Source organism: Streptomyces sp. NPDC016459 (assembly GCF_040632845.1).
Taxonomy (GTDB): Bacteria; Actinomycetota; Actinomycetes; order Streptomycetales; family Streptomycetaceae; genus Streptomyces.
This window is the reverse complement of the sequence record NZ_JBEYCR010000001.1, coordinates 897,834-924,038: the sequence shown is the minus strand read 5'-3', so window position 1 is coordinate 924,038 and position 26,205 is coordinate 897,834. Positions and strand designations below refer to the sequence as shown.

General features: G+C 68.2%; 28 protein-coding genes and 1 tRNA gene. 9 read left to right on the top strand and 20 right to left on the bottom strand.

The features are described 5' to 3' along the window. Window positions 1–5 precede the first annotated feature (5 nt). A complete protein-coding gene (locus ABZ567_RS04205; protein WP_360784480.1) occupies window positions 6–671 on the top strand; it encodes a potassium-transporting ATPase subunit C in 666 nt (221 codons plus the stop codon). Window positions 672–728: 57 nt separating this feature from the next. On the opposite strand, the gene ABZ567_RS04200 is transcribed toward ABZ567_RS04205, so the two are convergent. Continuing rightward, window positions 729–1,880, bottom strand: coding sequence for a winged helix DNA-binding domain-containing protein (locus ABZ567_RS04200; RefSeq protein WP_360784477.1), 1,152 nt, complete (start codon window positions 1,878–1,880; stop codon window positions 729–731). Between the two features lie 359 nt (window positions 1,881–2,239). On the opposite strand from ABZ567_RS04200, the gene ABZ567_RS04195 reads away from it, so the two are divergent. Further along, complete coding sequence (locus ABZ567_RS04195; protein ID WP_360784474.1) at window positions 2,240–3,805, top strand: DUF2079 domain-containing protein; 1,566 nt, start codon at window positions 2,240–2,242, stop codon at window positions 3,803–3,805. 9 nt (window positions 3,806–3,814) lie between these two features. Here ABZ567_RS04195 and ABZ567_RS04190 read toward each other — a convergent pair whose 3' ends face one another. Then, the gene (locus ABZ567_RS04190; protein WP_360784471.1) at window positions 3,815–4,450 is read right to left on the bottom strand and encodes an endonuclease; all 636 of its coding nucleotides are present in this window, start codon (window positions 4,448–4,450) and stop codon (window positions 3,815–3,817) included. A 586-nt stretch (window positions 4,451–5,036) separates the two neighbouring features. Further along, entirely contained in the window at window positions 5,037–5,405 is a 369-nt protein-coding gene (locus tag ABZ567_RS04185) for a metalloregulator ArsR/SmtB family transcription factor (RefSeq protein ID WP_360784468.1), read from the bottom strand. A 678-nt stretch (window positions 5,406–6,083) separates the two neighbouring features. On the opposite strand from ABZ567_RS04185, the gene ABZ567_RS04180 reads away from it, so the two are divergent. Then, the gene (locus ABZ567_RS04180; protein ID WP_004986771.1) at window positions 6,084–6,287 is read left to right on the top strand and encodes a cold-shock protein; all 204 of its coding nucleotides are present in this window, start codon (window positions 6,084–6,086) and stop codon (window positions 6,285–6,287) included. A 287-nt stretch (window positions 6,288–6,574) separates the two neighbouring features. Here ABZ567_RS04180 and ABZ567_RS04175 read toward each other — a convergent pair whose 3' ends face one another. Beyond that, entirely contained in the window at window positions 6,575–6,964 is a 390-nt protein-coding gene (locus tag ABZ567_RS04175; protein WP_360784464.1) for an ATP-binding protein, read from the bottom strand. A 929-nt stretch (window positions 6,965–7,893) separates the two neighbouring features. Between ABZ567_RS04175 and ABZ567_RS04170 the strand changes: the two genes are divergently transcribed. Beyond that, window positions 7,894–8,232: a MerR family transcriptional regulator gene (locus ABZ567_RS04170; RefSeq protein ID WP_360784462.1), complete on the top strand. Its 339-nt coding sequence runs from the start codon at window positions 7,894–7,896 to the stop codon at window positions 8,230–8,232. Window positions 8,233–8,465: 233 nt separating this feature from the next. Further along, window positions 8,466–8,669 carry a cold-shock protein gene (locus ABZ567_RS04165; protein WP_030052720.1) on the top strand — a complete coding sequence of 68 codons (204 nt, stop codon included), beginning with the start codon at window positions 8,466–8,468 and terminating at the stop codon, window positions 8,667–8,669. Between the two features lie 782 nt (window positions 8,670–9,451). Here the strand turns inward: ABZ567_RS04165 and ABZ567_RS04160 are convergent. The 3 genes from ABZ567_RS04160 to ABZ567_RS04150 all read right to left on the bottom strand — a co-directional run bounded on the left by ABZ567_RS04160 (window position 9,452) and on the right by ABZ567_RS04150 (window position 12,609). After that, window positions 9,452–9,736 (bottom strand): hypothetical protein, encoded by a 285-nt coding sequence (locus tag ABZ567_RS04160; protein WP_360784460.1) that lies wholly within the window; start codon window positions 9,734–9,736, stop codon window positions 9,452–9,454. 263 nt (window positions 9,737–9,999) lie between these two features. Further along, a complete protein-coding gene (locus ABZ567_RS04155; protein WP_360784459.1) occupies window positions 10,000–12,219 on the bottom strand; it encodes a DUF3987 domain-containing protein in 2,220 nt (739 codons plus the stop codon). Window positions 12,220–12,282: 63 nt separating this feature from the next. After that, complete coding sequence (locus tag ABZ567_RS04150) at window positions 12,283–12,609, bottom strand: hypothetical protein (RefSeq protein ID WP_360784456.1); 327 nt, start codon at window positions 12,607–12,609, stop codon at window positions 12,283–12,285. Window positions 12,610–13,340: 731 nt separating this feature from the next. Between ABZ567_RS04150 and ABZ567_RS04145 the strand changes: the two genes are divergently transcribed. After that, window positions 13,341–13,664, top strand: a complete 324-nt coding sequence (locus ABZ567_RS04145; protein WP_360784453.1) for a hypothetical protein — start codon at window positions 13,341–13,343, stop codon at window positions 13,662–13,664. A 147-nt stretch (window positions 13,665–13,811) separates the two neighbouring features. On the opposite strand, the gene ABZ567_RS04140 is transcribed toward ABZ567_RS04145, so the two are convergent. The 8 genes from ABZ567_RS04140 to ABZ567_RS04105 all read right to left on the bottom strand — a co-directional run bounded on the left by ABZ567_RS04140 (window position 13,812) and on the right by ABZ567_RS04105 (window position 18,527). Beyond that, on the bottom strand, window positions 13,812–14,375 hold the full coding sequence (locus tag ABZ567_RS04140; RefSeq protein ID WP_360784451.1) for a hypothetical protein: 564 nt from the start codon (window positions 14,373–14,375) through the stop codon (window positions 13,812–13,814). A gap of 656 nt (window positions 14,376–15,031) precedes the next feature. Then, a complete protein-coding gene (locus ABZ567_RS04135; protein WP_360784448.1) occupies window positions 15,032–15,235 on the bottom strand; it encodes a hypothetical protein in 204 nt (67 codons plus the stop codon). After that, window positions 15,228–15,482 (bottom strand): hypothetical protein, encoded by a 255-nt coding sequence (locus ABZ567_RS04130; RefSeq protein ID WP_360784445.1) that lies wholly within the window; start codon window positions 15,480–15,482, stop codon window positions 15,228–15,230. The genes ABZ567_RS04135 and ABZ567_RS04130 overlap by 8 nt, the downstream gene beginning before the upstream one ends. Next, entirely contained in the window at window positions 15,479–15,712 is a 234-nt protein-coding gene (locus ABZ567_RS04125) for a hypothetical protein (protein ID WP_360784443.1), read from the bottom strand. Before ABZ567_RS04125 ends, ABZ567_RS04130 begins: the two co-directional genes overlap by 4 nt. A gap of 54 nt (window positions 15,713–15,766) precedes the next feature. Continuing rightward, a complete protein-coding gene (locus ABZ567_RS04120; RefSeq protein WP_360784440.1) occupies window positions 15,767–16,309 on the bottom strand; it encodes a hypothetical protein in 543 nt (180 codons plus the stop codon). Window positions 16,310–17,341: 1,032 nt separating this feature from the next. Continuing rightward, the gene (locus tag ABZ567_RS04115) at window positions 17,342–17,596 is read right to left on the bottom strand and encodes a hypothetical protein (protein WP_360784437.1); all 255 of its coding nucleotides are present in this window, start codon (window positions 17,594–17,596) and stop codon (window positions 17,342–17,344) included. A gap of 359 nt (window positions 17,597–17,955) precedes the next feature. Further along, entirely contained in the window at window positions 17,956–18,246 is a 291-nt protein-coding gene (locus ABZ567_RS04110) for a hypothetical protein (protein WP_360784436.1), read from the bottom strand. After that, complete coding sequence (locus ABZ567_RS04105; protein ID WP_360784433.1) at window positions 18,243–18,527, bottom strand: hypothetical protein; 285 nt, start codon at window positions 18,525–18,527, stop codon at window positions 18,243–18,245. The genes ABZ567_RS04110 and ABZ567_RS04105 overlap by 4 nt, the downstream gene beginning before the upstream one ends. A 150-nt stretch (window positions 18,528–18,677) precedes the next feature. On the opposite strand from ABZ567_RS04105, the gene ABZ567_RS04100 reads away from it, so the two are divergent. Beyond that, window positions 18,678–18,911, top strand: coding sequence for a GntR family transcriptional regulator (locus tag ABZ567_RS04100; RefSeq protein ID WP_360784430.1), 234 nt, complete (start codon window positions 18,678–18,680; stop codon window positions 18,909–18,911). A gap of 113 nt (window positions 18,912–19,024) precedes the next feature. On the opposite strand, the gene ABZ567_RS04095 is transcribed toward ABZ567_RS04100, so the two are convergent. From ABZ567_RS04095 to ABZ567_RS04075, 5 genes are all read right to left on the bottom strand, one after another. Continuing rightward, window positions 19,025–19,876 carry a helix-turn-helix transcriptional regulator gene (locus ABZ567_RS04095; RefSeq protein WP_360784427.1) on the bottom strand — a complete coding sequence of 284 codons (852 nt, stop codon included), beginning with the start codon at window positions 19,874–19,876 and terminating at the stop codon, window positions 19,025–19,027. 27 nt (window positions 19,877–19,903) lie between these two features. Then, complete coding sequence (locus ABZ567_RS04090; RefSeq protein ID WP_360784425.1) at window positions 19,904–20,428, bottom strand: DUF6879 family protein; 525 nt, start codon at window positions 20,426–20,428, stop codon at window positions 19,904–19,906. Beyond that, entirely contained in the window at window positions 20,397–20,642 is a 246-nt protein-coding gene (locus ABZ567_RS04085) for a hypothetical protein (RefSeq protein WP_360784423.1), read from the bottom strand. Before ABZ567_RS04085 ends, ABZ567_RS04090 begins: the two co-directional genes overlap by 32 nt. Before the next feature lie 230 nt (window positions 20,643–20,872). Continuing rightward, the gene (locus tag ABZ567_RS04080) at window positions 20,873–21,901 is read right to left on the bottom strand and encodes a tyrosine-type recombinase/integrase (protein ID WP_360784421.1); all 1,029 of its coding nucleotides are present in this window, start codon (window positions 21,899–21,901) and stop codon (window positions 20,873–20,875) included. Between the two features lie 242 nt (window positions 21,902–22,143). Continuing rightward, a tRNA-Arg gene (locus ABZ567_RS04075) sits at window positions 22,144–22,216 on the bottom strand. Between the two features lie 302 nt (window positions 22,217–22,518). Between ABZ567_RS04075 and ABZ567_RS04070 the strand changes: the two genes are divergently transcribed. Together ABZ567_RS04070 and ABZ567_RS04065 are read left to right on the top strand one after the other, a co-directional pair. Continuing rightward, a complete protein-coding gene (locus tag ABZ567_RS04070; protein WP_360785041.1) occupies window positions 22,519–24,123 on the top strand; it encodes a dynamin family protein in 1,605 nt (534 codons plus the stop codon). 190 nt (window positions 24,124–24,313) lie between these two features. Beyond that, on the top strand, window positions 24,314–26,074 hold the full coding sequence (locus tag ABZ567_RS04065) for a GTPase (protein ID WP_360785040.1): 1,761 nt from the start codon (window positions 24,314–24,316) through the stop codon (window positions 26,072–26,074). Window positions 26,075–26,205: the final 131 nt, after the last annotated feature.

Genomic DNA, 26,205 nt, shown 5'->3' with positions numbered 1-26,205 from the left:
CGACCATGACGAACACCTCCGCAGGAAACACGGGACGCCTGCTCCGGGCGGGCCTGCGCGCCCTCCTCGTCCTCACCGCCGTGTGCGGCGTCCTCTACCCGATGGCCGTCACCGGCGTCGCCCAACTCGCCTTCCCCGCCCAGGCGAACGGCTCCCAGCTCAAGGACGGCAGCGGGAGGACCGTCGGCTCCTCGCTCATCGGCCAGACCTATCCGGCCGACGGGAAGCCCGACCCGCGCTGGTTCCGGCCGCGCCCGTCCCACGGCCTGGGTGCCAACAGCGTCAACACCCGGTACGAGCTGATCCTCTCCGGCGCCACCAACCGCTCCGGCGACAACGCCGAACTCATCCAGTGGGTCGAGGAGGCCAAGGCAACCGTGATCCGGGACGACTCGGTCCCCGGCCACCCGGTGCGGCCCTCCGACGTGCCGCCGGACGCCGTCACCTCCTCCGGCTCCGGCCTGGACCCGCACATCTCCCCGGCGTACGCGGAGCTCCAGGTCCACCGGGTCGCGGCCCGCAACCACCTCACCGTCGCCCAGGTCGCCGGGCTGGTCGCCGACCACACCGAGGACCGGATCCTCGGCTTCATCGGCGAGCCCCGGGTGAACGTGCTGCGACTGAACATCGCGCTGAGGGAGCTGGTGGCGTCGACGGCGGCCTCCGGCTGAGAACGGCGCTGCGGGAGGCGGTGTCGCCCACGGCGCCCTCCGATCGAGGAGCGCCCGTCAGAGGTCCGTCGGCAGGATCCGGCTCTCGACCGCCGGCAGGCCCTTGACCCACCAGTGGTCGTAGCGGCGGTAGAGGAACGGGTCCCGGCCGGCGAGGAGAGCGCCGAGGGCCCCCGCCTCCGCCGCGAGGGCCTCCCAGACGTCGGCGGGCAGCGGGTGGAAGGCCGAGGCCTCGATGCCGCCGGCGACCGGCCGCCAGACCCCGGCGACGTACCCGTCGACGAGGAGCGTCGGCAGCGTGTCGCCGTTCACGCGGATCACCTGCTTGCGGTACGCGGCCGGGAGGACCCGGCCCCGGTCCGCGTAGGCCAGCAGGACGCTGTCCCACATGGCCATGAACCGGGGCGGCGCGGGGACGTCCTCACCGGGCAGCGGCGCACCGGGCACGTCGTACAGCACCGTCCCGTCCGGCCCCTCCAGTTGGTCGAGGTGCCCGTCGAGCGCCCGCACCGCCTCGCGCACCTTGCCCCGGGGCGCCGTCGTGAACTGCGCCATGTCGGGGACGGACGCCGGACCGAAGCCCTCCAGATAGCGCCGGATCAGGGTGGCGAGCCCCGCCGTCGCGGCCTCCGGGTCGGCCAGGACCGGCAGCGCGCTCGCCGTCACGAACGCCTGCGCCGTCCCGAACGACCACGGCGGACCCGTCGGCGCGTGCCACAGCGGCGCGTACTGGCGGATCATCCGCCACACCACGGCCTCCACCGGCCCGCCCCGCACCTCCTCGATACGGGACCGCAACTGGGCGCCGGTCCGTGCCTCACCGGCGTACGCGAGGAGGTCGGGCAGCAGCCCGTCGGCGTCGGCGGCCGTGAACCCCGCCGCCTTGTACCGCGGGTCGTGCAGCCGGGAGCCGCGCAGCGTCGGCTCCATGCCCTCCCGGAACGCCCGGTAGTCCCCGGCGTGCACCAGGTGCAGGGTGAGCCGCATCAGGGTCGACCGCACCAACTCGAAGCCGTCGACGGCCTCGTCGAGCCGCGCCGGGTCGAAGCCGGCGACCCGGTTCCACAGGGCCACGTAGGGCGAGCCCGGGTGCTGCGCCTGGAGCGCCACCACCCGCCGTACGGCCTCCTCGACGCCGACCGGAGCCCGGTCGAGGAGCAACTGCCGTGCCAGGGTTGAGCGGTTGAGTGCGCGCGCGCTGATCACCATGGCGCGATTGTCCCCCTGACGCCACGGCGACTCACCGTAGGGTCATGGCCATGGAAGCCACGCCGACCCGCACACCCCCACACCGACCGCGGGAGGAACGGAACACACCGCCGACCACCCCGACGAGGGGCACGCGCGCGGGGGGAGGGCGGAGGACCGGGGAGGCGGAGGGTTCCGGGCCGGCGGATGCTGGAGAGGCGCAGGGCTCCGGACCGGGCCACGTTGGAGAGGCACAAGGCTTGTGGCCGAGGACCGGGGAGGCGCGGGGCACCGGGCTGAGGACCGGGACGCGGCAAGGTTTCGGGCCGAGGGCCGGGGAAGCGCAAGGCACCGGGCCGGGGTCGTGGCGGGACGGCCTCGTGTCGTCCGTCCGGGAGACGGCGCAGGGCTCGGGGCCGCGATCGTGGCGACGCGGTCTCGCGCTGACCGCGCTGTGCTTCCTCGTCTGCTGCGGCCTCGGGATGCAGTCATGGATCGCGCTGCGGCTCACCGGATTCGACCTCGGCATCTTCGACCAGGCGGTCCGCGCGTACGCGAACGGCGAGCTGCCGAGGTCGCCGATCAAGAACGTGCACCATGAGTTCCCGCCCGGATTCTCGCTCCTCGGCGACCACTTCACCCCCGCCCTCGCGCTGCTCGCGCCGCTGTACTGGCTGTGGGACGACCCGCGGGTCCTCGTCCTCGCCCAGGCCGCGCTGTTCGCGGCCGGCGTGCCGGTGGTCCGGCGCATCGCACGGCACTGCTTCGCGGACGCGGACCCGCTGACCGTACGCCGGGCGGCGGACGTCGCCGGGCTCGTGTACGGCCTCGGCTGGCCGCTCCTGAACTCCTCGTACACCGGCTTCCACGAGGTCGCCTTCGCGGTGCCGTTCACCCTCCTCATGCTGGAGCGGGGCCTGGCCCACCGGTACGGCGCGGCGGCCTGCTGGGCGGCCCTGCTGTGCACGGCGAAGGAGGACATGGGGCTCGTCGTCGGAGCGTTCGGCCTGGTCCTGGCGGCGCGGGCCCGTCGCGCCGGCCACCGCGGCGGCCGCACCACGGGGCTCGTGCTCGCCGTGGCCGGGCCGCTGGTCTCCGCCGTCGTCATCGTCCGGTTCCTGCCGGCGATGGGCGGACCGGAGGGCTACTACTGGTCGTACGGACGCCTCGGCGCCGACCCGGGGGACGCGCTCGCCCATGTCGTCGCCCCGTGGGTCCTGCTCCAGGTCGCCGCGACCCCGTTCGTGAAGGTCGCCATGGTGGCCTGGATCGTGGGCAGCCTGGCGCTGCTCCCGCTCCGCTCCCGCACCTTCCTGCTCGCCGTGCCCCTCCTCGCGGAACGGGTCCTCTCGGACAACCCGAACCACTGGCCGGTGATCAACCACTACGACGCCTTCCTGTGGCCCGTCCTGGTGACGGCGGCGCTGGAGGCGGCGGCCGGGCTGCACCGCGGCAACCGCGCGGTGTTCCGCCGGTGGGCGGTCGGCGCGGGCGCCCTCGCCTCGGCGGCGGCCGTCGCCCTCGGCCTCAACCTCCTGTTCCGCCCGGACTTCTGGCGCCCGTCGCCGGACAAGAGCCCCCTCGCGACGGCAGCGGAACTCATCCCGGACGGCGTGACGGTGGAGGCGGACAACACGATCGCCCCCCGTCTCACCGCCCGTACCCACGTGGTCATCGCCGACGCGACACCGCGCGGGGCGGACTGGGTGCTGCTCCGCACGCAGAACCGGACGTTCCCCTTCGCCTCGACCGAGGACCAGCAGGAGCGCGTCCGGCTTCTGCTCGCCCACGGCTACACCCGGGTCTGGGACCACGCCGGCACGGTCCTGCTCCACCGGACCGACCCCGACACCCCCATCCCCGGCATGCGCCTCCCCGGCCCCACCAGCACCCCGGTCCGCGAGTCCGTCCCGGCGGACGTGGGAGGGAACCTGCTGCTCAGGTAGGGAGCGCGTTCACCCGGAGACCGTCTGGGGGCGTTCCTTGGCGAGGCTGACGCGCACGAGGGCGGCGGCGAGCCGGGCCAGGTCCTCGGGCGGGACGTGCCGGGCGAGGCCGGCCGGGGTGTGGGGAAGGCCGAGGCGGCCGGCGGTCGCCAGGGACCGCTCGTCGAAGAACGGGCGCAGCTCAGGCCACACGGCCTGGACCTCGCGGCAGAAGATGCCGGAGCCCACCGGGCCGATCCTGGGCACCTCGCGCAACAGCCGGCGCAGCTCCTCCGCGTCACCGGCCGCCTCCTCGCGGAGCCGGCGCAGATCACCCTGGTACCGGTCGATGACCAGCGCCGCTCCCTTGCCGAGCGCGGTCGCGGTGCTCTCGTCGTACCGCACGTAATGAGCCCGCCCGAAGGCGTCCACGCGTGCCTGCCAGGCGGAGTCCGCCATGGCCCGGGGCGTCCGCAGCCCGGCCGTGAAGAGTTCACGCGCGGCGGCGGTGGCGATGTCGGCCTTGATGCGGACGGAACACAGAACGGTGAGCACGAGGAGCTGGTACAACGGGGCGGGCTCGTCCCGCAACGCGATCCCGGCCTCGTCGGCATAGGTCCGCCCATGCTCCCGCAGAAGCCGGTCGATCGTCTCGGCACTGTTCACGGAACGCTCCTCCGCCGTCGCGCGGTGGCCGGGGGAAATCCCCTCCCCGGGCGGCTACCCCGCGGACGCCCGGTCACCCACCCGTGCGAGCGACACGCCCGTACCACGGACCGGGGTCATGCGGGAGGAACCCTCGCTCGTCCGGAAGGACGGAGAGGTAGACGCTGCACGTCGTGCCCGTGCCGGCGCCCCGGTAGTCGAACCGGATTCCCGATGCCTCGTCGGGCCAGGTGTCGAACACCCAGGTCGCCGAACCGGTGTACGCGGGCCGAACCGTATCGGCGGACTGTCCACAGCCCGTCTCGGGCTCACTCACCCGCTCCAGCTCCGCTGAACCGTTCGCCCGAACCGTCAGACGCCCTGCGCCCGAAGCCGCCCAGACCCCCTCCACGTCAGCGACGGTGAGGGCCGGTCGGCTGTGGGTCGCCGGTCAGGTCCACGAGGAACGCGGCCGCCGTCACGACGAGAGACCCGCCCGCGGCCCCCATCCACCAGACAAGCCTTCGCGGTCGACCAGACACGGCACCCCCTCATCCACCCCCTCGCGCAGGGACTCTGAGGCCCCCGAGGTCAAACCTCGCGGGGATCACGCGGCAGCGGAGGCCGCCTTGGTCAGCAGTTGGCCCATGGCGGCGAGGACGGCGGGTTCGACCCGGTAGTAGACCCAGGTGCCGCGCCGCTCGGAGGAGAGCAGCCCGGCCTCCTTCAGCTTCTTGAGGTGATGGGACACCGTGGGCTGCGAGACGCCGACGTCGGAGATGTCGCAGACGCACGCTTCTCCGCCCTCGTGCGAGGCGACGGCCGAGAACAGCCGCAGCCGGACCGGATCGCCCAGGGCCTTGAACATCAGGGCGGTGCGTTCGGCTTCGTCCGCCGTCAGAGGGCGCTCGTTCAACGGCGGGCAGCAGGCCTCGACGGCGGGTTCCAGGAGCGGCAACACCTTGGCATTCGACATACGTCTATGTTGACACACGTCGAAGCAGGTCCGTGTCGTGAACGCCGCTGACGAGCGCCCTGCGGGGCCCCGCCCCGGCATGGCGACGCTGCCCCGCCCTTGGACGGCAGGAGGGCCGGTCGTGAAGCCCACCCGGATCCGGCCGCGCAGGACCTGCGCCGCCGTCGCGGCGGCACGTGTGCTCGCCCCACCGATAGCGGCGGCTCCCGCGTACGGGGCCGTTCCGGCGGTCTCCCCGTCCGCCGGCCGCTCCCGCCCCGCACGCCGAAGAGCCCCTGTCGACCACGTCTACCCGGGCCCCGAGCCGGTCGCGCCACTACGGCGCGGTTCGAGGCCGGATATAGGTCGACGCGCCGCACCGAACGCCCCTGCTTCCGCAACGCTGCGCTCGGGGTGAAGGAATACCTGCGTCCGCCGCCGGAGAATTTAACATCCTTCGCGGGAAGGCTCTTTATCGCGACACGCAACGGTAAAGGGTTGACCCGCATCGGCCGCGATGGCGTGCTACTGTCGACATCAGTTGCAGTTTTGGTACCCACAAGCTTCAAGCGCCTGAAGTCGGCCTCCGTGCCGCATGGAAGCGTTTTGCATTTCCGGTTTTTCCGGGCGGGGCATCATCGCGGCGACACGCCATCCGTACAGTACGGATGGCGGCGTACTGCCCAAAGGAGATAAGACATGGCTACTGGCACTGTGAAGTGGTTCAACGCGGAAAAGGGTTTCGGCTTCATCGAGCAGGACGGTGGCGGCGCTGACGTGTTCGCCCACTACTCGAACATCGCCGCCCAGGGCTTCCGCGAGCTGCTCGAAGGCCAGAAGGTCTCGTTCGACATCGCGCAGGGCCAGAAGGGCCCGACGGCGGAGAACATCGTTCCCGCCTGACGCTGACGCGCACTTCGTAGCTGGGGCCCACATCCTTCGGGGTGTGGGCCCCAGCTACATGTGTTTTTCGCCGATTCTGTCGCGCCGACGGTGCGGGAACCCTTCCCCCGCGGTGAGTTCTATTCGAGCATTCCCTTCGGGTCGCGGCCGGAATTCCCCACGCGGCGTATGCGCCGCCGAATTCTCGTGGGTGGCGACGGATTCGGCCACCCGATAGAGAGGGAGAACTTTTCCCTTAGCGCGCCGCGCCCCGACCGCCGGCCGCCAGGGCATCGTGACCGGTCGGGCTACCGAGCGAGTAGAGCCGTCACCGTCTTCCCGCCGGAGGCCCTCCGAGTGACCGCGGTCGCTCGGGCGAGCCGGTTGACCATGGCCCAGCCGAAGCCTCCGGTGCCGCTGTCGAGATCAGGGGTACGCATCCGCGGCGCGTGGGGGTTGTGGTCGTGCGCGGCCACCTCGATGCTGTCCGGGTACGCCGTCAGATCGAGGGTGCAGGCGCCGCCGCCGTGGCGCAGGGCGTTGGTGACGAGTTCCGAGACCACGAGGGCCACGATCTCGGCGACCTCGGACGCGAGCGACGGAACGAGTCCGTCGAGGAAGTGCCGAGCGCTGTCGCGCGCGACGGCGACGGATCCCGCAGGGCGGTCGGTCGCGACGTCGACGCTCATCGTGTCCATCAGGTCCCCCTGCTCTCGGGCTGGATCATCCGTGCCGTGTTCTCCCTGCGCGTTGCGTGTGCCCCGACACACGGCGGTCAACCCGTCCGGTGCCTGCTCCGTGCGCCATCCGCGTCCCTGCTCGGGCGAGGCCGATTACCTCACTGACGTGGGCCTGGAAATCTATGTCGGCGGGAGTAGACATTGGGGGGTGTCACAGCTATGGTTTCTCTCGTAGCCCAGAGAGACAGCAGGGCCCGGCAGAGATGAACTGCCGGGCAGCAGTACCAGCAGTACAGCTAGTTGCAGTCGCAGGACGGTGCGGCGGTGGAGTTTCGAAGCCAGGGTGGTTGCAGGACGGCGACGAGGCTGGCGGCCGGACCGGGTAGCCCGCAGTGATCAGGGGCCGCCATGAGGAACGCAGTTCGCAGTACCCAGCAGTGAAGTGATGAAGCAGTGAAGTGGGCAGCACCTCGGTGAAGGCGTCGGCTGCGGACGCGCGCGCCGGGAGGTTCGGCAGTGGGGTTCTAAGCCAGAGCAGACGCAGGATGGGCAACGGGGCTGGCTGCCGAAGAGTGGCGCTGTCGCAGGCCACCGAGCAGTACGCATCACCAGCAGTTCGCGGTAACAGCAGTTCAGTAGTACGCAGTTCAGCAATACGCAGTACACCCGTGGTAAGAAGTTGATCACCGAGGGAAGAACGGAGGGGCGAAGCGCCATCAGGATCGCCCGGACGGAAGTCTTGAGTCCGGGTACCGCAGGACATCGATAGTGAGGTGGTCTCCGGTCAAGCAACCGCGATCCCCGCAATCCCGACAGCAGTCACGTCGGGCCTGCGGACACAGAAGGCCGGCGCAGTCTCAGGGTCGGCCGATGGTGTAGAAGTTCCTTCGGGGCCCTGGTGCCGTACGGCACCAGGGCCCCTCCACGCGTCCCTGAGAGAGGTGCAGATGACAGCAGACGACTCGTACGGCCGTCTCGACGACGACGACTACCCCGCCTTCACGATGGGCAGGGCCGCCGAGATGCTCGGCACCACCCAGGGCTTCCTCCGGGCCATCGGCGAAGCCCGCCTCATCACCCCGCTCCGTTCCGAGGGCGGCCACCGCCGCTACTCCCGCTACCAGCTGCGCATCGCGGCCCGCGCCCGGGAACTCGTCGACCAGGGCACCCCGATCGAGGCCGCCTGCCGCATCATCGTCCTGGAAGACCAGCTCGAAGAAGCCCAGCGCATCAACGCCGAATACCGCCGCGCCGCCGACGCGGCCGACCCGCCGACCGCGGCCTGAGACGGTGCGTGCCCGCCGGACACCGGCGGGCTCCGCGCACACTTCAAGGGCGTTTCCTCTGGTGACACGGTGTGCGGACGTGTACCGTCCCGGTTAGCTGTCGTGGTTCGGAAGTTCCCTTGCCCATGCCTTCGGCGTGGGTTTTTTGCTGTGCTGTGCCGCAGGAACCAGGGCGATCACCTCCGCCTTCCGCATCGTGCGGGAGGCGTTCCATCGACTGGAAGGCATGAGACATGGCTACCGGAACTGTGAAGTGGTTCAACGCGGAGAAGGGCTTCGGCTTCATCGCCCAGGACGGCGGCGGCCCGGACGTCTTCGCCCACTACTCGGCGATCAACTCGACGGGCTTCCGTGAGCTCCAGGAGGGCCAGGCCGTGACGTTCGACGTCACCCAGGGCCAGAAGGGCCCCCAGGCGGAGAACATCAACCTCGCCTGATCTCCCTCAGTCCGTCAGCGGAGCCCCGGGGCACCGGACTCAGGGCGCACGGCTTGTTCGTGCGCCCTGAGCGCCCCCGGGCTCCGCTGACGGCGTTCTCGGCCCCGTGGAGCCCGGCGACGCACGCCGGGCGGCCCGCAGCCCGCAGCCACGCTGTCCGTCCTGCCGCCGAGCCGGAGCCCGAGCTTCCCGAGCCGGAGCCGGGCGCCCCGAGCCGGAGCCCGAGCCTCCTGACCCAGAGGACGAGACCCACTGCCCCGCTGCCGTATCGGGGCCACCTCTGGCCGGTTCGAGCCGGACGGGCCCAACCGTGCGAGATCCTCTTCCCCGCACCCCCGCACCCGACCGAAATCCCCCCGACCAGCAAAAAGACCCTCCCGAAGGAGGGTCTGGCGCGGAGCGCCCCCGGCAGGACTCGAACCTGCGGCCAAGTGCTTAGAAGGCACCTTTTCCAATTCCCCATAGCGCTATGACAAACGCGCAGCTTAGAGAGGTGGCAGCGCCTGGGTCAACGCGGCATTGGAATGCTAAGCACCTAACCCTAGACAGCCTGGAACAGGTGCTTAGACGTTCCAGGTGGACATATGGACGGCGATAGTTTCGTTTTGGCGAAGGCGCAGAGCATCGAGCGCACGCCCGTCACCGTGGCTCTTTAGTTGCTTCGCCGAACTGAGGAACCCTAAGGGATTGGCGTGATTAGCTAGCAGCGGGGACACGTCCCACACCAAGCAACGTCCCGTGTCGTCACCTGCTGTAACACCGCTTAGCTATGCACCGGCTGCTCACGCCAGCCTCTCCAGCTTCTCCAGCCTCTCCCGCTCACGCCTGTTGCGCTCCCTGATCTCAGCCGGAGTCATGCTCGCCAGGTCCACCTCTTCCGCGTCAGCTAGCCCCGAGAAGCCCGCTTCCTCCGCAGCGGCGAACAGCTTCCCGCCTACGCCGTCCACGCACATCGCCTGACCCTCGTCACCCCTCCACGCGACCACAGGCAGGTACGAGACCGTGCCGTCGTCCTCACCCTCGAACCTCGCGAACCACACTCCATGCGGAGCAGCGATCATCGACACCTGTCCCACACCAGCCTTTCGTTGTCAGTCGTCTCTCATATCCGCGTTAGTCGTTGCGTGTTGCTCCCGCGCTCAACACGCAACACGCAACACGCAACGCTGCGAGTTCGAATCGCAACTACCAAAAAACGCCCAGAACTATATAAAGTAAATAATCCACCTTGTATGTATAGGTCCTGCGCCTTCGTCGTTGCGTCTCGCAGCAACTCGCAACGTTGCGTGTTGCTCAACGTTGCGAGTTGCGTTGCGAGTTAGAGGACCCGCTAGAGCTTGATCCAGCTCACGCTGTCCTTTCGCTTCCCCTGTTCCCGTCGAGCCTTCGAGTCGCGCTCCAGTCGCGCCAGAGCCTCCGGCAGGTAGTCCTTGAACCGCGCCGGACAGCGCCGCTTCAACTCGCCCTCCCGCACGCTCCCCTCAGCCTTGAGCTTGTTCCAGGCCCAGTCCTCGGCGTCGTTGACTTTGTGCACCTCCTCAGACGCGGCGATCTGCTCCGCGCCCCGCAGCTTGCCCCGGCTGCGCGCCTCCTCCACGGACATGGCCTTGAGTGCTTCCACCACCCGATCCCGCGTCGCGTCCGAGACACCCATCAGCACACCCGATAGGTCCCAGTCCTCGTCACTGACCGCCGCTCGTCCGTCCAGGAAAGCGAGAATCGCCGCCGCCTTGAGCCTCGACAGGTTCCGGTGCGAGTCCAGCTCATCCACGATCACGCGTCCCCGCATACGGTCGCTGCGGTCCTTGCGGATCTCCCGCCGGATCGCCTCGGAGATCGGCACGGAGTACTGCCCGCCGTTGTTCAGTGCGTGCTCCAGGTCCCCCGTAGGCAGCGCCCAGCTCAGCGGCGCCGGCTCAGGCAGATCGTCGTCCGGTGCATCCAGGTCCCTGGCCGGGAACCAGAGGAACCGCTGAGGCAGACCTGAGCCCGCCGCGTCCAGCAGAGACCGCGCCCGCTTCGGCTGCACGCCGCAGACCAGCGTCAGGCGGTACGTGTGCTCATTCATCGGCAGCCGCTTGCCCTTGTCCACGTAGGCGAAGCCGAGCGGCTCGCCCACCCACGCAGAACACAGGGTTGGGGTGATCGTGGAGGCACTGCGGCTCTGCATAGCCGTGAGGCTGTCGATCTCGTTGACCATGAACATCACGGCCTCGGTGTGCTGGTGAAGTTCGCCGTCCTTCCGCTCCATGAACTGGTGCCCGATGCCTTCACCCGAGCCGAGGTTGATGGACGAGAGGCTGTACCGCGTCTCGATGCAGTCGCGCGCCGTGCCGACCGCCGTGCCCTTGCCCAGGCCCGAGTCGTCCGCGAGGGCGACGAACAGGTTCAGGCTCGCCTTCGTGCCGACCGTCGGCGGCAGGGTGACCCCCGGCGGGATCCATCCCGCCACACGAGCCAGCACGATCCCCAGCACCGCCCACGGCGAGACGAGACGGGAGCGAGAGAAGTCGCGGATGTGAGACAGGTACGGCCGGGCGTTCCAGAACTCGTCGTCCTTCACCGGCTCGGCCTCAGGCTCCGGGTCGTATGCGGTTTCGGGCTGGTGTGGCACAGCCGGAGCGCTGCCCGCCTCTCGCCGCCAGATGCGGGCCACGTCCTTCTGGATGGAGTAGCCGTTCTCCTCCTCCTGCTTGTCCAGCAGCGGCTCGCAGGTCATGGCGTAGGCGTAGGCGACATCTACCGAAAGGCCGCGCTTGATGCACTCCATGACGATGGGGTACGTCGCCATGTAACGACGGTAGGAGGGGTCCTGCCCGAAACGCTGGTTCGCCTTGCGCACCTCGTTCTTGATGAACGGGTGGTCGTTGACCTTGAAGCCCTCGGGGATGGAGGGCAACGCGCTGAGAGCTCCTGTCGGCGTCTCTCGCTCGCTCGTGACACGAGACTGAGCAGTGATGCTCTCGCCGTCCATACGGAGCGCCTGAGCGACGCTGGAGAGCGTCTGACGAGACGACGACAGACGCACAGTGCGACAGCGCACCGGCTCGCCCTTGCGGTTGTACGAGCCAGGCACCCGCAGGAACGACGCCGGGTTCTGCTTGCTGTCCCCTCCAAGAGCCACACGAAGAGCCTGGTTCAGCTCCTTGATGACGCTCGGGGGGTGTGGCGTGTCCAGAGGCACGTAGACGTGGTGACGGCCCGGCCCACCCGATTCGTTCACGGTGGCGTCCAGGCGCTCAATGAGGGCCTGCTGATCCTCGGTGAACTCGTGGTCCACGTCAGACGAGATGACCGCCGCGTCCTGTGCGGTTGCCTCGCTCGGCATTCCACCGCCGCTCATCGGGACCGGCGCGAAGAACAGCTCGGTGTTGCCCTTGGCCGCGTGGCTCAGAAGGTGAGGCATGTACATCGGCTTGGGCTTGATGCGAGCGTGAACCTCAGGGACGATCTTCCCGGCCGAGTTCCTACCAGGGCTGGTGATGAACGTGATTTCTGCGGGCTTAGAGCCATAGATTGTCGTGAAGAAGTCGGCAGTGCTAATCTGCATTTCGCTTAGTTCCTTTCAGATACCTGATGGTCGAAAGAGCCCCTGCTCCCAACAGGGGCTTTTTCATGGCTGCATTTCCAGGCGAATCACTTCGTGGGCGCGGTAGCAGCCTCCGCCGCACCCTGTGCGGTCGATCCATTCCCTCTGATGTTCCGCGCTTTCGCGAGAGGCCCACAGGCTGACGGTTCGCTGATCGCCGTACCGGTAGGGCTTCCGGCAGTTCGAGACCATCGCATAGCGCAGGTCCGTGCCCGGGTCGAATTCGCGGACCCATTCGGCGCTCCGCCACACGCAGCGGGCGAACGACAGGTAGGTCCTGTGGTGCCTCTCGCAGTTGTGCCGGCGATACACCTTCGGCATCGGACGGAAGTCGATTTCCTGGAGGGTCATGATTCATCGGTCCTGTTCTTCCCTCGGTTCATCGGGTGGGTGATTACAGCTCGTTGATGAGCTTGGTCATGAGTCCCTTGCGGCGAGTGCACCAAGCCTTGGCGTGGCTCGTGTTGTCGTGCTCGCAGTTCGCGTGAAGGTTTCCCTGTCGGCAAGCCTTACGACCTGCCTGGGTGTTGTCGTGGTCACAGGTGCTGTGATCGATATACGTGCGGACGATCCTGGTGTCAGGCTTGTTGAGCATTACGCCCTCCAAATCACGTTGGGTTCCTTTGATCAATCTTCTCGGGTTCGGATTCCTACTCCAAAATTCCGCGCGGCAATACGGGTGCAATGCTTTACGATCTCTTCACAATCGAGCCCATACGCAGAGAGACCCCGCACCAGATTTCAGTACGGGGTCTCTCGTGAATCGACGTGCGCGCACGCGTGTCGGCAATACGCCTCCTCTTGCCGCTAAGCGGATCTCGGCTGGTGTGGAAGATCGCACTGCCACACCCAGCAACGCAAGCGAGCCCGACTACGCTCCGTGTCGAGTTGAAAATGGCGTACCAACCAAGGGTCGAGAAAAGCGCAGGTCACGTGGACGCGTATGGCGTCCGTCACATTCTCGCGCTCTTCGTTCTTTTGGGTGAGTTCCTGGCCCGAGTGCCGCGATCGAGGCATTTTCAAGTGACGGTAATGGGTCTTACGTTCTCGTCGTCAGCAGAAAGCGCGACAGAGGAGAAGCCGTGTACCTGGAAGAGTTCGTGACTGCCCTGTCCGGCGAGTCCGTCGAAACCGCCGTATCCGAGGGGCGGTGCCTGGCCGAGCCGATCGGCTGCGGTGAGTCCACGGTCGACGAGAACGGGAACCTGGAGTACGACTCGGACGACCCGACCGACGAGGTCTGGTACAGCCTGGACTGGCAGATGACGGGCCTATGCCCTGCCTGCCAGGACGAGCTGGACGAGCCGGATGATTACCTGGCTGCGCCGAGCGAGGAGGCCATCGAGACCGCTGTCAGTCTGCTGGACCTCTGGACCGAGCTGGAGCCGGACGACGATAGCGAGTGAGCGCGCGAGACGTAGACGCTATCGACGTCTGTTAGGACGCTAGAACGCGCCTGTAAGGCGCTCAGACTCGCTCGCCGGCGCTCTCGTATCTCGACTATGCGAGAGCGCCCGAGCGGAGCGCACAGGCGATGCCTATGGGTTTAGCACTTACTTGTTAGCCGCTAGCCAAGCTAGGCGACACTTCCTGTTCTGGCGTTTTTCGAGACGGTGACCGCAGGATCGGTGACTGAAGGGGTATGGCTTTCCCGCCATAGCCGCAATCTCCTTCTCGGTCACCCCGATTGCGTTCGGCACCTTCTCTGCCCTCGGGATGCGGAACTGAAGAACACCGCTCTCGTAGGTGGCGGTCGGGCGAGTGCCCCGACACACGCAGAAGTACCCCAGGCGACGGCGGAACTGCCAGACGTCGATTCCATACGCCTCGCTGATTTCGTCATCGGTAAGGGTATGGATCTGGTCGTCCGCGTAATTTCTCCAGGGAACACGGATTACGGCTCCTGCGGTTCGTTCTGCGAGCGGCTGCCACATCCGCTGCTTGCGAATGGTGGTGAGTTCGATCAATCCATCTTCACGAAGTTGATCCAGATACGCCGTGGTGGCGTCACAGTCCTCGGGGAAGAACTTCAAGGCAACGGTTTTCCCCTTAACCCACATCCCGTTCCAGATGAACTCCCTTACGGACGCGAGTAGGTCAGGGTCAAGCTCGGCCATCTGTCACCACCGCTTTCATCATTGCGTGCCACATCGCATCGGCGTATGGGCGTTTCTCCTGGCTCCGACGCTCGGTCGGCTTCGATTGAGCGAGGAGCCGCTTACGGGCCTTGTTCCTTTTCTTCGCCACGGTCAGTACCGGCCCTGACCGAATACTTCTTCAATGTGGCCGTGCCAATGCAGCGTGGCTATCGCGTCTGTGACGTCGTCAGGGTTCTCTTCGAGGAACGCCAGTCGAACCCACAGCCAAGTGAAAGGCTGCTCTCCCAGGTTCGCCCGCATATGCCGAAGGATTTCCCAGGAGAGAGCGGGCATGGGGCCGTATCCGCGACGACGCCTCCGGTTCCGCTTGTAAAGGCGCTTCGGCGCTGGCGGTAGCTCTTGACCCGAACGCCTCATCTCACGGCGGCATCGTGCGCGGGCGACGTTGGTGCCCTCGTGCTCACAGTCAGCGTGCGGGCGGTTGATCCAGTCCAGCCGGTAAACGCTGGTGTGAACTCGGCTCATGGCTTGTCACCTCCCGCGGAATTGAAAATGGATGGCGAAGAAGCTGGGTGTGGTACGGAGCACGGAGAAACGCACCACACCCAGCTTCTATCGGTCAGTGCGGGGTGCCCTCTGGAAGACCTCTCCCACACCGACCGGTCTGTGCGCCGCTAGGCGATCTGGGAGGTCATCAGCGGCGGGCCGGACTGCACGGGCTCGTCGTAGACGTCCTGGGTGCCGTTCGGTACGAACCATCGGTTCAGGTAGCGCATGCCGCCCATGGAGTTCTGTCCCGGCGGGAACGGCGGACGACCCGGCGTCGGCTCGGCCTCGCCGTCGATGACCTTCTGTACGAACTCGGGGATCTCAGCCATGATTCGGCCCTTCCTGTGCGGCTGTGTTGGGGTAGGTGACCCAGCGCGCTACGCGGCGGTCGGTCACCACGTCGAGACCGATCAGGCCGTCGTCGTAGAGGCCCTGGAGGATGCTCTCCATACGGTCGTAGCCGAGGCCGGGGAACTTCGCGTTCAGCTCCCGGTGGGTCAGACCCTCGGCCCTCTCCTGGAGAGCGGCGAGCACCTTCTCAGGGACCGTTACCGCGACGGCCCGCCCGGCGCTCATGACGCGGCCGCGATGGCGGTCTTGGCGCGGGCGACGACCTGCTGGATCGGGTCGATGGTGGCGCTCGGGCTGGACGGAGTGACGGCGACGCTCTCCACACCCGAAGCGGTGGACTGACCCGCCTTGGCCCGGCCGGTGTTGTAGAGGTCCAGGAACATCGCCCGGCGGCGGGCCGTGCCCAGCCCCATCAGGCTGTTGAAGTCCTGGAGGTCCATCGTGATGCTGGCCATCTCCGGGCCCGCCTTTCTTCGAGTAGGTGTGTGGTGCAGTTGGCCGGCTGAGGGCTAGACGTCCCTGCTGCCGAAGAGCCGGGCCATGTGCTTGGAGCTGACGCGGTCGAGCTGGTGCCCGGCGATCTCGCCGTCCGAGGTGACATACGGTTCACCGGGCTGAGCGGCTCCTCGGATCGGTGCCTGGGCTAGCTCTTCCGCCTGGTGGCGCTCCCGCTCGCCCTTGCTGTTCTGCTGGAGCGCCTCATGCACCATGCGGTGACGCTCGTGCTCTCGGGCGGCCTGGTCCTCCTTGGCGATCTCGCGCCGGGCCGTCGCATCGGCCAGGTAGGAGTTTTCGCCCTGAGCCCGGAGCTCACGGGCCCGCTTGGTGACTCGGGCCTCGTAAGCGTTCCGGGCCTTGGCTTCCGCGTGCTGGCGCTCCGAGCGCCGCTGCTCGACCTCCTCGTGGGTCCCGCCGAACCACTCTTCGGCCATCTCCACGGACCTCTGGTCCACTCGCTTGTTGGGGTTCTCGGCAGGCGTGAGGGCGTGGGCGCCGGGCTCGCCCCGTAGCCGGGCCATCAGGATCTCGCCGGTGGTCATGCCCTGGGACATGATTGCTCCGTTTCATTGGATGAGGGTTGGGAGCCGCTTTCTCCTATGCACTTAACGAATCGCATCCGCGTATTCGAGAAGGGGGCGTTTCTTTCCGTCCGGAATTTGCCGCCCTTGTGGGTCATTGCCGCTGTTTCGAGAATGACAGACGCTTGACAAAATGGCAAGGAATTGGTATGGCGCGCGAGTATGGGTGAAGCCGCAGAATCCTGGATATCGTGGCTTTATGAGTAATCGATACGCGGATGCCTTCACCCGTTTCGTGGATAACGTCGATATCGCCGCTGGGCCTGATTCATGCTGGCTATGGAGGGGGCGACTCAATGAGAAGGGTTACGGCATCTTTCGCGTGGGAAATAAGAGAGTCCGCGCGCACCGGTGGCTAATCGAGCGAACCATTGGGTGCGAGCTGGAAGGTGACGAACTGATCACCCATGACTGCGACACGGCCGCGTGCGTGAACCCGAGGCATCTGGCCATCGGTGACCAGGAAAGCAACATGCGGGAGAGGGCCGAGCGAGGGCGACACTGGTGCACCCAAAAGACGCAGTGCCCCGAGGGCCACAGCTACACCCCTGAGAACACCTACGTGGATCCGAGGGGATATCGGAACTGCCGGGCGTGTGCGCGTGAGCGGCACAGACGGCGACGTTCCACACCAGCCCTGTGAAGCCTCTCGATCCCGACGAATCTGGTTTCGCAATCTGCGAAAGCAGGTCGAGGAACGGCGTGGTCCAGAGTCGAGAGATGTCCGTCATCTACGAAGAGGGCATGTGGGAACTCATCTTCCGCAGCACTCTCGTCGCGCGCTGCGCTTACTACTGCGCTTCGCAGTGCACGTTAGGGCGACAGGGCAGCGTCTCTAGGCACCCAGCAGAGCGAGTGCGACAGAAGACACGCACGCGCTAGCCGATCTCTCCTGACGCGCTCTCAGAGCTTTCGCCGGCTCACGCGTCCGCGCAGGTCAGCCCATGCGAAAGCCCCGAGCACTCTGGGGGAGTGTCGGGGCTCTCTGGTCGGGCTGGTGTGGGACTACTCGGCAGGCTCGGTCTCCGGCTCGGCCTCGGTCACGGGCTCAGCCGGAGCGACGGTCTTGATGGGCGACTTCTTCGGGGCGACGGGCTTGGCCACGGGGCCCTTCTTGGCCGCTGCCTTCTTCGCCATCGGCTTGGGGCCCGTGGTCGTCGCTGCAACGGCGCTTTCTCGCAGGTCCTTGCGGCACTTCGCGCGCCCGGCCTTGGTCTTCGGGTGCTCACAGTTGCTGTGGTCAAGACGGATCTTCGTCACGGTACTTCCCTCGGTTCGTCGTGTCTTGCTGGTAGGTCGAACGTAGGAATCCGGCAAGCTCCCTCCGAAGGGCGTGGCTCAGATTCCTAGGCGAGTCGTTACGGAGCGGCGGCCAGAGCTGGATAGGCGCGGTCACGGCACCCACTTCGGCAGGAGACCGCCCGCGCACTCCGGGCAGGGGACCTTGAACGTGTGCAGGCACGTCCTGCACCCAGCGAAGCCACCGCAGTCTGGGCACCAGACGGCGCGTGCTCCCGCGCAGTAGCCGCACAGGTCCCCGTACGACCAGAGTGACCAAGGGCGCTCGCCGCCTGTACGTCCGGCTCGTGGGACCCGATGCCTTCGCTCGGTCGGAGCCGTCATGCCGACTTGGCTTTGATCTCGGGCTCGAAGACCCGGCGCAGAACCCGGCTGATCTCACACTCGGCCTCGTGGTTGCACTCCCAGCAGTCAGCCGCATGGAAGAGCCAGAGGATCCGTGCGCCGAGAGCGCTCAGGTGCTTGGGCGCACACGTGAGGCACGCGTACAGACTCCAGCCGATCCCGTCCTTGGGCTCTATGCGCTGGACCAGTACCGGCTGATCGGTGATCTGCTCGCAGTCCGAGCACATCCGGATCGCAGCCTGACGCCGTCGCGGGTTCCTGCTCATGACGTCACCGCCCCGTGGACGATGCCGTTGCGGTACTCGTGGAGAAGCAGGTACGGACGGATCAGCGCGACGTCCTCACCGCGCAGCCGCTCGGGCTGGCGAGGCGAGCGGAGAGAGGGGAGTCCCACACCCAGCGGGACGGCGTCACGCGTGATGACCAGCCGGACGGTCGGGGAATCCGCGGGAGGGGTACGCACAATCGGCATACCCTTCGCGGCTGCTCGTCGCCTGCCTGTGGAGGGCATGAGCCGGGAGAAGAGGAGGGCAAGTACGCTACGCACGTCGGTCACTCCTTGGGTGATCGGCCACGCCCCCGGACTGTTCGCGCAGTCGCGGGGGTCTTCTGTTGTCGCTCTCTCGGAGCATACGCGCGTATGCGTATTCGCGTATACGCGGTCGCGTGAACACGCATATGTACAGAGCCTTGCCCTATGGATCTCGACCGCAGCAAACCCGTATGGCCTCAGGTAGCCGATGAACTGCGCCGACGCCTGGACGCGGGCGAGTGGAAGGCAGGGGAGAGGTTCCCCGCCGTCAACCAGTTGGCCGCCGAGCTGGACGTGGTGCCGTCGACCGTTCAGAAGGCCGTGGTCGCCCTGCGCGAAGAGGGACGGATCTACACCGTGCTCGGTAAGGGCTCGTTCGTGACGGACGGCAAGGAGTAACGGCACCTGGGTTTGGTCTTCCATGCCGCTCCCTGCGTCGTCTGCGTGACGACCACGCTAGGAAGCCGGAGAGATCAAGCCCAAGGAAGTTCTACGCGGTTGCACGCGAGTTCTCAGCCCAGCGCGGCAAGAGCATCAGCCACACATGCGCGTGCCTCTGAGCCGTAGACGGCCATCTCTCGAAGGTCTCCGAAGGCTCGTACGTACATCGCCACTTCACCCGGAGCGGTGAGGGTCACCTGAGCCGTCAGAAGTTCCACATGGACCCGAGCATCGTCGAAGATGTCGAACGTCTCCAGGGTCCACATGCTTCGGTCTCGGGCCGCGAAGGGGATCACGCCGACTGAGACGGAGGGCAGCGACATGACCGACAGCAGGTGCCCGAGCTGCCCGGCCATGCACTCGGCGTCGCCGAGCTGATACCGCAGGACGGCTTCCTCCAGGAGGAAGGCGAAGCGGTGTCCTGGCTTACGCAACACGTGCGCTCGGGCCATGCGCGCTTCCACCGCTTCGGCCGTGTCCTTCGGCGCTCGATGGAACCGCCCAACCGCGCTGAGCAGGGCAGATGCGTACGCCGGCGTTTGGAACAGACCCGGCACGACGTGCGACGCGTAGCCACGGTGGAGCTTGGTCTGCTCGTACAGCGGGACGCGGGATTCTTGCAGCCGTCGCAGGCCCGTGCGCTGGAGGCGCCTCCACTCCAGGTACATGGAGTCAGCCGTGCGAGACGCGGCGATGATGTCTGGGGCCTGATCCTCCGCACCACACCCAGCGCACCAGTCACGGATGTCCGCGTCGGACGGGGGAGTGATCGCGTTCTCGATCCGCGACACCTTGGATTTGTGCCAACCGCAGGACGCTGCCAGCTCATGCCCTTTCAGCCCCGAGTCACGGCGGATCTCCCGCAGACGCGCGGCGACGTTCTTACGCGCGGCCTCGACACTGGATGACTGGTAACTGGGCATGAGCTGGTGGCGAACCGCTGGAGCGGGTTAGACCGTGAACCTCTCGTGTGGTGTGGCGCGTTCCCAGACCGACTCGAACGCGTCGGCGCAGAGCTTGACCACCTCGGGGTCGTCATTCATCTCGTGGCTCACGAACTGCCCGTCCCCGGCGAAGTGCCCGAAGCGGATCAGCCGGTCATCGAACAACCAGAAGTCGGCTCCGGGCAAAGCCAGCGTGGCGGCTTTAGGGCGAGGAAGCCAGCGGATCAACTCACCGGCCTCGACGTTCAGGTACGTACCCGCGTGCTCGTACCGGATGTACTCACTGACCGGGACGGACACGATGCGGGCACGGCGCATGACGACGCCACGAGCGGTTGCGTCGTGCACCAGGTCGAGCCAGTCACGACGGCGCTCGGCGGACGCAAAGCTGATCTCTCCCCGCTCGCGCCACTCTGCAAAGTCCTCATCCTCCGAGGCGATGCCGTACGAGTCCCGCAGCTCCAGGTGGACAGCCGACCGCTGACACCCGGCGATCAGATCACTGAACGGCGGCACGCTGCTCGGCTTCATCACACGCCTTCCTGATCTGATCCACCATGCTCGCCGGGATGCGGAAGACACCCTCGGTCTCGGGGATGCTGCCTACCTTGAGGCATTCCGCTTTGGTCGCCTCGTCGGCCTTCCAACCCTGGAGGACGAGATCCGCCGACCGCTCGTCCACCCATACGCTGGGGCAGTTGTCGCCGTTGCTGTTGGGGTCCTTGCCGAAGAAGACTAGAGCCATGGTCTTGCTCCCTGACTACTCGGTTGCGTCTGGTTGCATGAGCCTGGCCGCCTCGACTGGGCATGGTCAAGACTGCCCTCGGCCAGCTTGAGACGCTGGGTGTGGAACGAAGATGATGGACGTCCCACACCCAGCGTCTTTTTTCTGCACGCTCAGAAAGAGGGAGTCGAAGAGGACGTGACGGTAGAACGAATCGTTACCCCTTCGCGTGGCTCAGGCTGAGCCGGCAGTCAGTACCTGTCGCCCATGCGCTTCACTGCGGTGACGGCGCGAGAGCTGGCCATGTCCGCCGCGTACCGGCGCAGCATCGTGGAGTCCTTCCACCCGGCGATGGTCATCACGTCGCCCTCGGAGACGCCCGCCGACAAGAGGTCGTCCACGGTCGTGTGCCGGAACTGGTGCGGGTGAACGATGCTCTTGGACTCGGGGTTGTCGGGATTGCCGTACCCGGCGTCAGCGGCTCGACGGTTCAGCATCCGGTACAGACCCGAGTACGTGAGCTGAGGCCTTCCCCTTGTCCCGAGCCAGAGCCAGTCGGTGTAGTCGGGACTGTTCGGGTTCGCTCGCCGGTGGTTCTCTCGCGCTCGCAGGTACCGCGTGATCGCCACGATGGTCTTGGGCTGGAGCGGGATGATCCGCCCCTCTCCGCTGGCTCGTGCTTCTTTCAGCGGGACGACCGGACCGAGTAGGCCCTGTTCGAGGTGCAGGTGGTCGAGACGGAGAGACAACAGTTCCTCGGCTCGCAGACCCTCGGTGAGTACGCGGATGATCGCGTGATCTCGCACCTTCTCGAACGCACGGACCCGAGGATTACCCCCGCCGGTGATCTGGAGAAGATCGCGGATGAACTCCACGGAGAGCGTCTGCGGGCGAACGTCGGTCGGGTGCGCGTAGCGCTGGAGCCGTTCGTCGTCCCAGGGGCTCGGGTGGTCGTACTCCTCAGACAGCCACTTGAAGAAGGGGCGCAGATTGCGCTGGAGCGTGTGGGTCCCGCCCTGTCGCTCGCCCTTCCCGCCGTCGTAGTGCGCGCGGAAGAAGACGTTCAGCGCTGGCGCGTCGCAGTGGATGAACTCGGTGAGTGCCACACCAGCCCTGCTGTGTGAGCCGGGGGTGTCTGACGTGCTGCTTTGCTCCCCGGCTGTGATCCAGCGGTCTAGGGTGCGAGCCGCCTTGACGTACGACGTGATCGTCTTCTCGGCGTAGGGCCGACCCCGCTTGTTGTTGCTGGCTCGAAGGTGCGTTGCGTAGTCGCTCAGCATGTGTGCGCGCGTGTCTGCGGCGTCCTGACGTGCGCGTGCGCTCGGTACGGACGTCAGACGACGTGCGCTCTTGCTCGTGCTCTGCTGCGTGCGCAGCGGGCTCCGTGTCATGCCTGTGGGCTCTCTCGTGAGAGCTGGGCAAGAGTGAGTCAGCGACTCACCTTGTCCAACTTTCGGACGGGTGAGTCACAGCGCTACGGCTAGGGCGTCTGACCCGCGTTTCCGCAGGTCAGACTGTGTTGCGCCCCCGGCAGGACTCGAACCTGCGGCCAAGTGCTTAGAAGGCACCTGCTCTATCCACTGAGCTACGGGGGCCGGGTGGTGGTCGTGTGGTCAGGAGCCCCTTGTGGGTGGGGTGTGGCCTGCCGGGACAAGGATAGGGCTCCGATCACCTTGGCCCGGTTGCTTCACCTGCGTGGCACGATGTGGAGGTTCGGTGAAGCGGAACGATAATCGCAGGCAGGTGCGATTTGCGCAGCGCTTTTCGCATCGCTCGGGGCGGGTGTTGTGCACTCGTTATGCCTGAGGTTCCGGTCATCACCCCTCACTTCGGCGCGCAGGGCCGCAATAGGCTTCAAAAACACTCATAAATTGGGCATTCTTCGCATGTGGTGACCTTGGACGAACGGCCTCAGCTGATCGACGCACTCTCCGCCCTGCGCGACCGTGTCGCCGCCGTGCGTCTCCCCCTGCCCCTTCCTGACACGCCACGCGCCCGGCAGACCCGGGCCGAGTTGCTCGCCCAGCTCGACGACTACCTGGTACCGCGCCTGAAGGATCCCGACGCCCCGCTCCTCGCCGTCGTCGGCGGATCCACCGGCGCCGGGAAGTCCACGCTCGTCAACTCCCTTGTCGGACGGCGCGTCAGCGAGTCCGGCGTGCTCAGACCCACCACCCGCACACCCGTGCTCGTGTGCCACCCCGAGGACCACCACTGGTTCGCCGGAATGCGCGTCCTGCCGCAGCTCACCCGCGTCTGGCTGCCCCAGGCCGACGAGGACCACCCCGAGGAGCCCCCCGAGGAGAACGCCCTGCGCGTCGAGACGGCCTCATCCGTGCCCCGGGGGCTCGCCCTCCTCGACGCGCCCGACATCGACTCCCTCGTCGTCGAGAACCGGCTCCTCGCCGCCGAGTTGATGTGCGCCGCCGACATCTGGGTCATGGTCACCACCGCCTCCCGCTACGCCGACGCCGTGCCCTGGCACCTGCTCCGTACCGCCAAGGAGTACGACGCCACCCTCGTCACCGTCCTCGACCGCGTCCCCCACCAGGTCATCGGCGAGGTCTCCCGGCAGTACGGGGCCCTGCTCGACAAGGCGGGCCTCGGCGACGTACCCCGGTTCACCATCCCCGAGCTGCCCGAGTCCGCCGCCGGCGGCAGTGGGCTGCTGCCCGACAGCGCCGTCGCCGCCCTGCGCGGCTGGCTCGCCCACTGCGCCGAGGACCCGGCCGCCCGCCAGCAGGCCGCCGCCCGGACCGCCACCGGCGTCATCGACTCCCTCGACGCCCGGCTCCCCGAGCTGGCCGCCGCCGTCGCCGCGCAGTACGCCGCCGCCGTCCGCCTCGGCGGCGCCGTGGAAGCCGCGTACACCGAGCAGGGCAGACGCGTCCGCACCCTCCTCGGCCGCGGCGCCGTCCTCGCCGGCGACGCCCGGACCCGCTGGCGCGGCTACCCCCGCGACAGCACCGCCGACGAACTCCTCGACGCCCTCGTGGAGTCCCTCGCCGCCCTCCTCCACTGCGCGGTCTCCGCCGCCGAGGAGACCGTCCACGACGCCTGGCGCCGCGAACCCGCCTCCGGCGCCCTGGGCCCCGTCCGCACCGGCGGCGACCGCGAGGCGGGGGAGCGGGTCGGCGTCGAGGTGCGGCGCTGGCGGCGCGTCCTCGAAGAGCTCGCAGAGGACGAGGTACGCGGCGTGGAGCGCCCCTCCGCCTCCCGTACGGCCGTCCCCGAGGCCGACACCGTCGCCGCCCTCCTCGCCGCCGCCCTCCTCGGCGGCCGGCGCACCCGGCCCGCCGGTGAACGCCTCGCCGAACTCCTCGGCGCCCAGGCCGCGCTCCGCCTGCGCGACAAGGGCGGCGAACTCGTCCTCTCGTGCGTCGACCGAGTCCTGCACGCCGAACGCGACCGGCTCCTCGCGCCCCTCGAAGCGCTCGACGTGACCCCCGAGCCGCAGGCGGAGCTGATCGCCGCGCTCTCCGTACTGCAGAAGGAGAAGTGACAGCGTGGATGTCGATGCGGATGTGAACACGGGCGCGGGTGCCGGTGAGCGTGGGGCCGGAGAGGTGGACGCGGATCCGGGCCGCCTCCGGAAGCGCCATCGGGGTGACCCCGACCCGGAGCCCGGCCGCGGTCATGACGGTGACGGCGATGCCGGCGGTGACCGCGGCCGCCGGCGCTGGGACGACGGGCTGATCGCCCGGCGCGCCGGTGAGCGGGGCGCCGCGGCAGGGGTCGGCGTCCACCCGGGTGGGGCGGACCCCGAGGAGGAAGACGCCCTGCCGCCCCTCGGCGGGGCCTACGGCGGCGCCCTCCGTATGCGCCTCGACGCCCTTCACGAACTCGTCGGGCTCTCCCGTACGCGGGTCGAGAGCGAGGCCCTCGCCGAGGCCGGGCGGGTGCTCGACGAGGCCGCCGCCCGGCAGCGGCTCTCCTCCCGGCACACCGTGATCGCCATCGCCGGCGCCACCGGCAGCGGAAAGTCGACGCTCTTCAACGCCCTCGCCGGCGTACCCGTCTCCGAGACCGGCCTGCGCCGCCCCACCACCTCCGCGCCCATCGCCCTCAGCTGGTCCGAGGGCTCCGCCGGGCTCCTCGACCGGCTCGCCGTCCCCGGCCGGCTCCGCCGCCGACCCCTCGCGGGCGGCGCGGCCGACACCGAACTCCAGGGGCTCGTCCTCATCGACCTGCCCGACCACGACTCGGCGGTCACCGCCCACCGCGACCAGGTCGACCGGGTCCTCGGCCTCGTCGACGCCGTCATCTGGGTCGTCGACCCCGAGAAGTACGCGGACGCCGCCCTCCACGAGCGCTACCTCCGGCCGCTCGCCGGGCACGCCGAGGTCACCTTCGTCGTCCTCAACCAGATCGACCGGCTCGGTACGGAAGCCGCCGACCTCGTCCTCGACGACCTGCGCCGCCTTCTCGACGAGGACGGCGTGGCACTCGGCGAGCACGGCGAACCCGGCGCCACCGTCCTCGCCGTCTCCGCGGCGACCGGCGACGGCGTCCCCGAACTCCGGGAACTGATCGCCCGTTTCGTCCAGGAACGCACCGCCCCCGAACGCCGGCTCGCCGCCGACGTCGACGCCGCCGCCGTCCGGCTGCGCCCGGCGTACCTGGCCGACGGGCGGCCCGGCCTCGACGAGCGGGCCCGCGAGGCCTTCACGGACCGGCTCGCGGCCGCCGTCGGCGCCCAGGCCGCGGGCGAGGCGGCCGAACGGGTCTGGCGCCGGGGCGCCATCCGCGCCTGCGGCACCCCCTGGCTACGGCTCTACCGCTGGTACGAGCGGATGCGCGCCCACGGCTCCACCGACCCGCGCCTCACCTCCCCGGTCGAAGAGGAACTGACGGCACGCCAGCGCGTGGAACAGGCGGTACGGATCGTCGCCGACGAGGCCTCGCGCGGGCTCCCCGCCCCCTGGGCGCAGGCCGTGCGCGAGGCGGCGGCACGCGGGGCGGAGGGACTGCCCGAGGCCCTGGACGAGCTGACGGTCACCGTCGGGGACCCGGCGGCCCGCCCGCCCCGGCCCGCCTGGTGGCCCGCGGCCGTGCTCGCCCAGGTCGTGATGACCCTCCTGCAGATCTTCGGCGCGCTGTGGCTGGTGGCTCAGATCGTCGGTGTCGTCGAACCGGGGCTGCTCCCGCCGGTCCTCGTGATGCTCGGCGGCATCATCGGCGGACCGCTGGTCGAATGGGCCTGCGAGGGCGCGGTGAAGGGCCCGGCCAAGCGGTACGGGCAGGAGGCCGAACGGCGCCTGCGGGAGGCGGCGGCGGCCTGCGGCCGCGCCCGGGTGCTCGACCCGGTGGCGGCGGAGCTGATGCGCTACCGGGAGGTGCGCGAGCAGTACGCGACGGTGGCGGGAACCCGGTCCTCGGCGCGGATCGTCGGCGGGAGCCGCATGGGCGCGAACCGGCTGGGTGCGACGCGGGCGGGTGTACGGGGGAGGTGACGGCGGCCGTGTGCCGACGGGGTTCCGGTCCCCCTCCCGGGTGAGGCGGTTGTCCCCAACCGCGCGGCTGTCCACAGGCACGGGCGGGAACTCCCCGCCTGTTCCACCATGGTGGCGACCGAGAGAAACAC

Bases quoted from the DNA above. Each gene is read 5' to 3' on its own strand.
- ABZ567_RS04205 (WP_360784480.1), top strand. From the start codon at position 6: ATGACGAACACCTCCGCAGGAAACACGGGACGCCTGCTCCGGGCGGGC.
- ABZ567_RS04200 (WP_360784477.1), bottom strand. From the start codon at position 1,880: ATGGTGATCAGCGCGCGCGCACTCAACCGCTCAACCCTGGCACGGCAG.
- ABZ567_RS04185 (WP_360784468.1), bottom strand. From the start codon at position 5,405: ATGTCGAATGCCAAGGTGTTGCCGCTCCTGGAACCCGCCGTCGAGGCC.
- ABZ567_RS04180 (WP_004986771.1), top strand. From the start codon at position 6,084: ATGGCTACTGGCACTGTGAAGTGGTTCAACGCGGAAAAGGGTTTCGGC.
- ABZ567_RS04175 (WP_360784464.1), bottom strand. From the start codon at position 6,964: ATGGACACGATGAGCGTCGACGTCGCGACCGACCGCCCTGCGGGATCC.
- ABZ567_RS04170 (WP_360784462.1), top strand. From the start codon at position 7,894: ATGACAGCAGACGACTCGTACGGCCGTCTCGACGACGACGACTACCCC.
- ABZ567_RS04165 (WP_030052720.1), top strand. From the start codon at position 8,466: ATGGCTACCGGAACTGTGAAGTGGTTCAACGCGGAGAAGGGCTTCGGC.
- ABZ567_RS04155 (WP_360784459.1), bottom strand. From the start codon at position 12,219: ATGCAGATTAGCACTGCCGACTTCTTCACGACAATCTATGGCTCTAAG.
- ABZ567_RS04150 (WP_360784456.1), bottom strand. From the start codon at position 12,609: ATGACCCTCCAGGAAATCGACTTCCGTCCGATGCCGAAGGTGTATCGC.
- ABZ567_RS04140 (WP_360784451.1), bottom strand. From the start codon at position 14,375: ATGGCCGAGCTTGACCCTGACCTACTCGCGTCCGTAAGGGAGTTCATC.
- ABZ567_RS04135 (WP_360784448.1), bottom strand. From the start codon at position 15,235: ATGGCTGAGATCCCCGAGTTCGTACAGAAGGTCATCGACGGCGAGGCC.
- ABZ567_RS04130 (WP_360784445.1), bottom strand. From the start codon at position 15,482: ATGAGCGCCGGGCGGGCCGTCGCGGTAACGGTCCCTGAGAAGGTGCTC.
- ABZ567_RS04125 (WP_360784443.1), bottom strand. From the start codon at position 15,712: ATGGCCAGCATCACGATGGACCTCCAGGACTTCAACAGCCTGATGGGG.
- ABZ567_RS04120 (WP_360784440.1), bottom strand. From the start codon at position 16,309: ATGTCCCAGGGCATGACCACCGGCGAGATCCTGATGGCCCGGCTACGG.
- ABZ567_RS04110 (WP_360784436.1), bottom strand. From the start codon at position 18,246: ATGAGCAGGAACCCGCGACGGCGTCAGGCTGCGATCCGGATGTGCTCG.
- ABZ567_RS04100 (WP_360784430.1), top strand. From the start codon at position 18,678: ATGGATCTCGACCGCAGCAAACCCGTATGGCCTCAGGTAGCCGATGAA.
- ABZ567_RS04095 (WP_360784427.1), bottom strand. From the start codon at position 19,876: ATGCCCAGTTACCAGTCATCCAGTGTCGAGGCCGCGCGTAAGAACGTC.
- ABZ567_RS04090 (WP_360784425.1), bottom strand. From the start codon at position 20,428: ATGAAGCCGAGCAGCGTGCCGCCGTTCAGTGATCTGATCGCCGGGTGT.
- ABZ567_RS04085 (WP_360784423.1), bottom strand. From the start codon at position 20,642: ATGGCTCTAGTCTTCTTCGGCAAGGACCCCAACAGCAACGGCGACAAC.
- ABZ567_RS04080 (WP_360784421.1), bottom strand. From the start codon at position 21,901: ATGCTGAGCGACTACGCAACGCACCTTCGAGCCAGCAACAACAAGCGG.